Annotated in this window: 5 protein-coding genes; all 5 read right to left on the reverse strand. The window is 36.7% G+C overall.

The window, feature by feature from the left end; translation table 11 throughout:
• Window positions 1-2: 2 nt before the first annotated feature.
• The gene (locus AB1349_06125; protein ID MEW6556914.1) at window positions 3-1205 is read right to left on the reverse strand and encodes a hypothetical protein; all 1203 of its coding nucleotides are present in this window, start codon (window positions 1203-1205) and stop codon (window positions 3-5) included.
• Window positions 1202-2815, reverse strand: coding sequence for a PorV/PorQ family protein (locus tag AB1349_06130; GenBank protein ID MEW6556915.1), 1614 nt, complete (start codon window positions 2813-2815; stop codon window positions 1202-1204). The genes AB1349_06125 and AB1349_06130 overlap by 4 nt, the downstream gene beginning before the upstream one ends.
• Window positions 2790-3179: a response regulator transcription factor gene (locus AB1349_06135; protein MEW6556916.1), complete on the reverse strand. Its 390-nt coding sequence runs from the start codon at window positions 3177-3179 to the stop codon at window positions 2790-2792. The genes AB1349_06130 and AB1349_06135 overlap by 26 nt, the downstream gene beginning before the upstream one ends.
• Before the next feature lie 48 nt (window positions 3180-3227).
• Entirely contained in the window at window positions 3228-7058 is a 3831-nt protein-coding gene (locus AB1349_06140; protein ID MEW6556917.1) for a kelch repeat-containing protein, read from the reverse strand.
• A partial coding sequence (locus AB1349_06145) for an ATP-binding protein (protein ID MEW6556918.1) occupies window positions 7055-8311 on the reverse strand: 1257 nt, incomplete at its 5' end. The genes AB1349_06145 and AB1349_06140, both read right to left, overlap by 4 nt.

An 8311-nucleotide genomic window follows, 5' to 3' on the forward strand; every position in this document is an offset into this window, starting at 1 on the left:
AATCAAATTATCCAGCCGTTTTTGATTTTTTGTTCGGTGAGTTGTTTTTGTGCTTTTGAAAGCATTTCAGATGGGATTTCAGCAGGATGTGCTTTACAGATATTATTAACCGAACCGATTGCAGTTCTTTTTACTTCATAATCTGTATCATTCAACATCTCTAACAAAATGCTGAATGTCTCTTTAGTCAACACATTTTCTATAATTTTTATACAATCATAACGGAGCCGCGGGTTGTCGTTTTTAGATAGTCGCAAGATATTTTCTAATCCAAGTTTTTTGTTCGCATACAGCATCGTTCTGATTGATACGGTCATACTTTGAATAATCCGTTTAGAGTAGTCGTTTTTTTTCAATAAGTCAGTTATTGTATCTAAAACCTTTTCTTCGTCTAATGTTGCCTCAAATTGTTTGACTATTTTTTCCTGTTCCATTTCTGCGATTGCTTTTTTTTCAGCAAGTTGCAGTTTTAATTTTTCAGTAACTTCAATTTTTAATTTCTGCAGTGCTTCTTCTTCGGTTTTTTTCATTTGTTCAAGTTCTTGCTTGAACTTTTTTTCTGCATCTGCCCGAATTTTTATTTCTAACTCTCTAAATTTTTTAGTATTGGCATTTATTTTCTTTTTTACTACTATTATCAGCCCGATAATCAGAATTATGCTTACAGCCAAAAAATACTTGTATGGTATTCCTGTTGACGGCTTCACAGAAACCGGTTCTTCAACTTTGTGAATAATATTTAGGGCTTCGTATTTTTTTATTACAGGTTTTATAAAAGATGGTTTTTGCTCGGCTGTTTTTTTTGTTTCTATCGGTTTTTGGGGTATTTTTATAGTAGTGCCTTCAACTATTTTTTCTAACTCAACAACTTTGGGATTATCTGGTGAAATATCCTTTGCTTTCTTAATATACTCTTTTGCTTTCTGATAATTACTCAACATAATCTGCTTCTCAGTCGCTTCCGTCAGCACATTTACAAGAAAACTTTTCGCTTTTTGATGGTCTGGTTTCAGTGTGAGTGTTTGTTCAAACAGTGCAATAGCATCATCATAGTTGCCTTTTACATATTTATCAATACCGGAATTAAAATAAACCTCTGGGTCTACCTGACAGTAAAGGCAATGGATAAGTGGATAAGTGAATAAGTGAATAGTAAATACAAACCACTTAATCACATAACCACATAACCACTTTTTTGTTTTCATTTTTCCTCCGTTATATCAATTATTGTCTGGACTTTTTTGAGTAATTCAAGGACACTGGTATCGTCGGGCTTAAGTTTTAATGCCTCTACAAGTTCATATTTTGCGTCCTGATATTTTTGTTGTGAAATATAATTTCTTGCCTTTGCCTGACGGAGCAAAACCTGTGCATTCGTATAAGTAGGATTTATTTGTAGTGCGCCCTGTACAAGCCAGATGGTATCATCAAACCTTTCCTGCTCGTATAATTGTAATGCCTTCAGATATTTTTCCTGCGCTGATGTTGAAGTTGTCATATCTCTAATTTTTGTAAAAAGCAACAGTGCGGGCTCATTTTGTGGTTCTTGTTCAAGTAGCCTATTCACAGTATCCGTTGCTTTGCTGTATTCCTTGTTATCAAAATACTGCTGTGCATCTGTTAACATCTGCGCAATTTGCTGTTTTTTTCTAGCGATTTCAAGTTCAAATGCAATCTGGTTTTTTTCGGTCTGGATTTTTTGCCATTCTTTTTTTAGTTTGTCGTCGGTCATCAGTAATTTTTCCACTTTTTTCTTTTCAGTATTAAATATCTCAATATCCTTGTCCAAGTCCTTTCTTTTTTCAGCAAGCTGTTTTTCTGCTGCTTCAATTTTTGATTTATTTTCTTCAAGCAATTTAACCGCATATTTTTCTGCTTTAGTCGGCTCAATACCGAACCTCAACGCAACCGAGAATCTGTGTGTGATGGATAACGGATGAATTGAAACAGCATAATCAAGTGAAAATTTTTCTTCTGCTACACCTACACCAGCAGTGAGTTCTTTGTAATTTGCACCTCCCCTGAAAGAATATATTTTGTAATTATACTCCGAGCCAAAAAACAATCTTCTGACCGATTTTGTAAATACATTATCAACCGCTAAATCAGTACTCAGAAAAAGTTTTTCATAAATACGCTGTCTAAGTCCTAACCGAATTGATACAGGCAGTTTATCTTTTTCAAGTTTTAGCGGTATAATATTTTTTACTGCAAGCCCGTATTTTGTATCATCGTAGTCAGATAGAAGTCCGATATCCGCTGAGACAGTATGTGCTGTAAAATCATCAATACTTTGAGATAGAAACTTCAGGTTCAATCCTGCATCAGTTGATTCGCCAATCGCAGCTGAATATGTAATGTTGAATACTGCTTCCTGTGATGAAAAATCGTACAGTGTTTCACCGATAGAATTGGTTTTCTCTATATTCGGTGTTGAAAGAACACTGATTGACGCAGCGATGGCTTCTTTACTTGCTAATGGATACAGATAACTGATATATGCAAATTTTGTCCCTGAGATGAGCGGTGTATAAAAAAATGTTATTTCGTTATAAAAACAGGATGATATCCCAGCAGGATTATAGTACATAGATACTGATGAGCCGGATATTGCGGTTGCGGCACCTGCGAGCCCGGCGGTTCTTGCATCCGGATAAAATGTTAATAGATATTCGGCTGGCAGACCACCATTGTTTGTTGCATAGATAAGTGGATAAGTGAATAAAAACAAGTGAACAAGTGAATAAGTGAATAAGTGATTAGTAGAAACCAACCACTTAATCACATAATCACATAACCACTTTTTTGTTTTCATCAAACACATTTTTTATTTTTGCTAAAAGTTCGTCCATTTGGAATGGTTTTTCTAAATAATCTACGACTGTAACATCCGTTCTTGCCATAATAATTTCTTTCAAATGTCCACGCCCAGTGATTACAATAACAGGAATATCTTTTGTCTCAGGAAATTCTTTGAGTTTGATATTAAGCGAATGCCCGTCCATTTCGGGCATCATAATATCAAGAATTATCAAATCAGGTTTTTCATTGATAGTTTTTTCAAACGCAGAAAGCCCGTCATTAGCACCAATTGTTTCGTAGCCTTCTCTTTCAAGATACATTGAAATAATTTCAACAATATCCTGTTCATCGTCAACAACAAGAATTTTTTTTGACATAAAACCTCCGCCACATTTTAACCTTTCACCTTTAACTTTTAACCTGCCTTATTTTACAACTGCTATTTTTCTTATTTCTTTTTCGTTACCGGATTTTATTTCCATAATATAGACACCATTGGCAACAGTAATACCATCACCGTTTTTACCGTTCCAGGTTATCTCGTTTGTGTAGCCTTCAGGTTGGCCGATTGCGCCTTCTTCATTGGAATGTATTTTTTGCCGATAAACCAAATCGCCAACAAGATTGAAAATTTGGACTAAAATATCGTCAGATTCTGTCAATACATATTTTATGGTAGTAGTTTCTTTTTCAGGATTAAACGGGTTGGGGTAGTTGACGATATTTGATATCTTTTTTGTCGGCGTAACTGATGCGACTATTGTGAAATACGAAAAATGTTCAACATCAACTTTCAGATATTTTTGTGTTTTATCAATAATCTGGGCTGTTTTCGGGAATTCCCATCTGTTTTTTGTGTCGTTCAAAACAGCAATCCGAATTTTATCAGTTCTGATATCAGTATTGTCCATATAACCATCAGTATTCTCATCTAAATAATTAAATCGCACACTGCCTTTTATTGTGATATTTTGAGGAGTATTATTTTGGTTATAGATAGTGATTTTGTATATTTGCTGATTGATATATTTTATCAGACGGTCTGAAACAGCATTCTTTATTGCGGCAGAAAAATCAGCACTGTCAGTAGTAGGCGTATTTTCAACTTTTACATAATAGCCGGCAGGAAGCCCCTCAGTAATTTCTACTCTCACTTTCCCATCGTCAGAATCATCTTTACTCCAGGAAACAACAAAACTGAACGGGTTGCATATCGCACTGTAACCGAACGGGTCAACAGCTGCAACTTTCCAGTAGTATTGCATTTCTTCTTTAACATTAGCAGGTGTGTACTCTAATCCTGTGATACCTGGCACAATGGTAGCATCATCAAAAAATTTATCGGTTGAATAGTAAAGCGTATAAGTTAACAAATCTTCAGGATTAGGGTCAGATGCTTTCTGCCAGACAAACTTTAGTGTACCTGTTGTATTATAAGAACCGTTTAATGGTGAGACAATGAGTGGTGCTGATGGTGCTTTGTTATTATTGTTGACTGTGAAATCAGAGTTTGAAAAATCGTCAGCAGATAGGTTGGGCATTCCGTCGTCAGTAGCGCTAATTTTTATACGGTATTTTAGCGAGTTAGGAAATTGTGTTGTATCCCAAACATAATTAGTTACAGAAATGTTTTCAGCGATTTTTATATCGTAAGAATAGCCGGAATTAGTTGATGCAACAATTGTAAAATTATGTGTATCTGCCGGGTTATCGTCGGTAACTGAAAAACTTATTGTATAATCTCCTGAAATCTTTTCAGCACCATTCGGCTGAATCAAATTCACAACAGGCGCTATATTGGGATTGCTGATTATAAAACTATTATCTGAAATATCAAATCCTTCAAGTCCTCTTGAATCGCGGGCAACAATTTTTATTTTATGTGTTGCCGAGTTTCTTACAGGTATTGTATTCCATAAATAATATGTTATATTCGCAAGTCCGGAAGCTACCAGAACAGAAAAATTAACACCATCAGATGAGTCATAGATTGAGAATATGTGAGAATCATTCGGTGGATACGGGTCTGAATATGTCCACGCAATAATTTGGGTTGCTGAAAATATCTCTGAACCATTAGGTGATTTTACTGTAACTGTTGGTGCTGCGTTGGTCATACAAAACGGCGAAGTGGACGAAATTGCAGAAACATTTCCTGTGCCATCCTGAGTTTTTACTGAGAAATAATATGTTGTGCTATCAGATAAGCCATCAAAAGTAAATGTTTGTAATTCAGCCGGAATAATTACTGATTTTGAGATACTTCTTTCGCCAGTTGAATTATTTTGCCAGTCAGTTTCAGTCAGAATCGGGCAGGTTGCTTTTCGGATAAAGTAGTTGCCTGAAATTATATCGCCTGAAAAATTATCATTACCCGGTGCCAGCCATGACAGATTTATTGTTCCATTGCGTGTGCCGATAGATGCAGAAATTGAGGTTATTGCAGATGGCGGTATTGTATCAATATAGAGTGTATAAGTAGACGCCCAAAGTGAATACTCAGAACCATCGTAAGCACAAACCCGCCAGAAGTATTTTCCGTGACTTAAAATTGTTGTTGTAGAGTAAGAAGTGGTTGCTATATTTGATGATGTGATTACTGGTGATGAAAAATCAGCATCATTATCAATCTCAATTTTGTATGTCAGTGTATCATTATCGTCGTCGGCTGCTGCGTACCAAGAAAAATCGGGTGTAGTATTATTTGTTGAAAACTTATTTGTTGGCGAGTTCAGTGCAGGTTGAGTAGGCGTTCTGTTAAAACTGACAGTTATGCTCTGGAGTTGGCTTGAAACTGGCGGCTCTGTGGTATCAAAAAAAAATTTCAACTTCAAGTATCTTTTATTATTGTGTAAATTGGGGGGGGTGCTAATTGGAATCGGGCTATCAGCATATTCAAAAAATGTATTTGGTGTATTATCCCAGCCGGTAAAGTCAGAATATGTAAAATTATCAGTAGACGAAGCAACCTGAAATTTCAGTGATGTATTAGCAGGCACGCCACTACGGAGTGGTGCTTGTATTGTCTGCCAGTAAAGTTGTGTAGAAAATGGTGTATCAAAATAGATACTTGTATAACTACCTGACGACCTGAAAACATAGTTATAGGAATCGTTCTGGGAACCATTATTAGCAAATCCACCGAACAAAAACGCTTTTTGGGTTGAGGGGGGGGATGAAATATATGTTATCGCAGAACCATATCTTGCCGAGGGGCTTGTTTGTGGTGGTGAAGTTGACCATTTATTATTGGAATATGAATAGAACCATATATCAGCTTTATTCTCTGATGAATCTTTTCCACCAAATAACACGGTTCTTTTATTTCGGAAGTCATAAAAAATAACTGCATCAGACCTCGCGGATGGGTTAGTTAACGGATTCCTGTAAGACCATACATTTGTATTGTAATCATAAACCCATGTATCTGAAAGATAACCTGTAGCGGTTTCACCGCCAAAAATCAAAAACTTTTTGGTTTCAGCGTCATAACAACCCGCAGAACCGGTTCTTGCAATAGGGCTGTAACTACCTTTTGTCCATGAGGAACCAATAATATGGTAAATCCATGTTTCAGATGATAATGCTGTATCATATTTACGACCGCCAAAAAGAATTATTTTGTTGTTTATCAAATCACAATCAGCGCAACTCCAGGCTCTCGCGGTTGGTGAAGAAACTGTCGTAATTTTTGTCCAATTGTCTGTATCAAAATCATATTCCCAAGTATCATCAAAATAGTCAGCACCATCATAGCCACCGAACAAAAACGCTTTAGTACCGTCAGAAACTAAAATATGTCCATATCTGGCAGAAGGTGTTGTTGACGGTATTTTTTGAGTCCACTGATTTGTTTGTGGATTGTAGATCCAAGTGTCATTAAGTGGAATGCCTGAAGACGAAAGTCCAGCAAATAGAATCACTTTGTTTTTTGAAGGATTGTAGGTCATCGCATGCCATCTTCTTGCAGGTGGCTGCGGTGAGGTTGTTACCTCGTAAAAATTATTTGTTAAATTAACGAACGCATCAGCACCGCTACCAAAAACAATGGTGTCCTGCCGCTGACCTGCATTAAACTGAATATCTGTTGTGTAAGTGGTAGAAGTACCGGCATAGAGGCAGGTAGTAAAGGCAGGTAAAAGGTAAAAGGTAAAAGGTAAAAGGTAAAACAATAGGCATAATAAACGGTTTTTGATTTTCCGTCTACCATTTACCGTCTCCCGTTTTACTTCTTTTAGTATCTGGTTTTTTTTCATACAGGTAGTGTGAAAACAAACCTTGAGCCATTGCCAAGCCCGTCGGATTCTGCCCGGATTTTGCCACCGTGCAGTTCTACGATTTTTTTACAGATTGCAAGCCCAAGCCCGAACCCGCCTTGCTCACGGGTTAACGACTGGTCAACTCTATAAAATTTCTCAAAAATCTTTTCCAAATTTTCTTTTGCGATACCGATACCGTTATCTTCAACAGCGACTTCAACTTCGTTATCTTTCTTTTGCAGCCATACTGAAACTCTACCACCTGGTGGTGTATACTTTATAGAATTTAATAGCAGGTTTGAAAGAACTCTTTTGATAAGTTTTGCATCACAATTGAGAGTCAAAACATTACTTATTGAACTGATATATCGTATCTCTACTTTTTTACTATCTGCCACTGGCTTAATTTCGTACACCGCTTCACTAATAATTTTTGCTACCGGAATTTCTTTTTTTTCTATCTCTACAAAACCGGCTTCTAATTTTGCAAAATCAAGTAAGTCATTTACAAGCCCTTTCATTTTTTCTGTTTGACGGTTAATTATCTCAACAAGTTTTGGAATATCTCTGTCCGACTGACGACGCAGAAACTTCCTTTTTTCAATTTCAAATTTTTCATATTTTGATAGCAGCTCAATTGCACCTGATATTGCTTGAAGTGGTGTTTTTAACTCATGCGAAACGGTTGATATGAATTCATCTTTCAGTTTATCCATCTCTTGAAGTGAAACCAGTTGCGATTTCAGTTGTTTGGTTTCAAGCGTTTTTTCAATTGTTGTTAAAAGTTCAGACATATCAAACGGCTTTATCAAATAATTCTCCGCACCTTTTTTGAGACACTCAATAGCAGTTTCAATTGTTGCGTGTGCGGTGATTATGAGAACCTCAATTTTTGGGAAGTCCTTTTTAATAATTTCTAAAAGTTTCATTCCATCAATATCCGGCATTCGTAAATCAACTATCGCAACATCAAAATTATCATCTGCTTTTTTTAATAATTCAACCGCTTCATGTGGATTAGAAGTTGTTTTTACAAAATAATTATTTTTTGTAAGCGCCTTTTCAATAAATTTCAAAATTTCAATTTCATCATCTACAACAAGAATTTTTTTCTGCTCCATGTTTTTCTCCATTTTAATTTTAACCTTTAATTTTGTGTTTTGGGGGGGGGGGGGGGGGGGGGGGGGGGGGGGGGGGGGGGGGGGGGGGGGGGGGGGGGGGGGGGGGGGGGGGGGGGGGGGGGGGGGGGG

The sequence above is a fragment of the Elusimicrobiota bacterium genome (assembly GCA_040757695.1).
In the GTDB taxonomy this organism is placed as follows: Bacteria; Elusimicrobiota; UBA8919; order UBA8919; family UBA8919; genus JBFLWK01.

What these genes read in the sequence shown, in the direction of transcription:
- AB1349_06140 (MEW6556917.1), bottom strand. Translation starts at nt 7,058, where the DNA reads ATGAAAAAAAACCAGATACTAAAAGAAGTAAAACGGGAGACGGTAAAT.
- AB1349_06125 (MEW6556914.1), bottom strand. Translation starts at nt 1,205, where the DNA reads ATGAAAACAAAAAAGTGGTTATGTGGTTATGTGATTAAGTGGTTTGTA.
- AB1349_06135 (MEW6556916.1), bottom strand. Translation starts at nt 3,179, where the DNA reads ATGTCAAAAAAAATTCTTGTTGTTGACGATGAACAGGATATTGTTGAA.
- AB1349_06130 (MEW6556915.1), bottom strand. Translation starts at nt 2,815, where the DNA reads ATGAAAACAAAAAAGTGGTTATGTGATTATGTGATTAAGTGGTTGGTT.